This is a genomic window from Ruminococcus sp. 210702-SL.1.03 (assembly GCF_020559915.1).
Taxonomy (GTDB): Bacteria; Bacillota; Clostridia; order Oscillospirales; family Ruminococcaceae; genus YE71.
Genome location: NZ_JAJCLZ010000092.1, coordinates 1 through 1,180 on the forward strand (window position 1 = coordinate 1; position 1,180 = coordinate 1,180).

2 protein-coding genes are annotated in these 1,180 nt (G+C 43.9%); both read right to left on the reverse strand.

The genetic code is table 11. The features are described from left to right. Positions 1-94: 94 nt before the first annotated feature. Positions 95-295 carry a hypothetical protein gene (locus tag LI114_RS13510; protein WP_227221102.1) on the reverse strand — a complete coding sequence of 67 codons (201 nt, stop codon included), beginning with the start codon at positions 293-295 and terminating at the stop codon, positions 95-97. Then, positions 288-1,180: polymorphic toxin type 50 domain-containing protein (locus LI114_RS13515; RefSeq protein WP_264468340.1), on the reverse strand; the 893-nt coding region annotated here is incomplete at its 5' end. The genes LI114_RS13515 and LI114_RS13510, both read right to left, overlap by 8 nt.

The window sequence follows — 1,180 nt, forward strand, 5'->3', positions numbered from 1 at the left end:
TTTTTAGGCATAAGAAAAGCACCCTGCGCAAAGCAGAGTGCTGATGTGGATATATTAAAACCGCCCTTCGCGGGGTGCGAGGAGCGGTCAAGGCTTATGCTATTTTTATAGATTTTATTTCTGATTCTGTGAATTCTATCAATTTTTCACTATCGGTCACCTTTAGGGTAATAGAATCTTCTTCATCTTCGTTATCATCTTTATCATGAAAAGAGAAAACATAACCGTTCCATTGTTTGCCGTCTATATCGATCAATAGTACTTTGTTAAACAAATATTTTTGTAAATCAATCATGTTTTTTCTCCTTTCTCGGTACTAAATGAGTTCCTGATTTAGAATAGTGAATTGTTCCTTTGTCAGTCGAAGTTTCTTCCCTAGTACTCTTATTTATGTCAACTCCTATGATCTCATCGCAGTCAATCAATTCTTTGTTTTTCCATAAACCTTTTCTATCATAAACAAGTGAACCAGTTCCACTTTTTTCATTTATTATTTTCTGCGCTTTATCTTCTGAAATTGTCAAGTAGCTTCTTCCATCAATATATTCCGGGCAGCCTTTTATGTGTTTAGCTTGCTTTTCGTGATTTATGTCAAGCTTTATATTGCCTTTTCTTATTTCATCTTCTATTATACCACTTTTTCCCGCAATGTCAAGCCTTTGCGGCTTTTTCATGCCCGCGATCAACATGCGCTCCCGCTCTTCGGCTGAAATGGTCGGCTTCTTGAAACCTATCTGCTTCATGCGCTCCCGCTCTTCGGCTGGCAGCTCGCGCGAGGTCTTGCTCCACACGTCCTGCGCCTTTCTGCCATTGGTGTACGTCACGGTGCAGGTGCACATATGGTGCTTGTGGTAGACCTCTTCGGGCACTTCGGGGTAATGATACTTACCCGCCAAACGGTCGCACCAATCGCAGCAAGTACCCTTAGTGTTGTGGTTAGTTCGTATAACGTAACAGTCTAGCCCGGCGTTGCTGCGAAATTCAACGTTCGTTTTGACGTAATCGTCATAAAAGCTTTTAGATATATCTTCTACGGGCGATGTCATTCGGCGCACCATTTTTTCTTCGGAAATGTCGGGCGCGGAAGCCGCTCCCGCTACCGCCTGCACGCGCTCTGCGGGGTATGGCGCACGCTGCGGCTCGATGTTTATTCCCATCTTGCGGTCAAGCGCACGCTGGC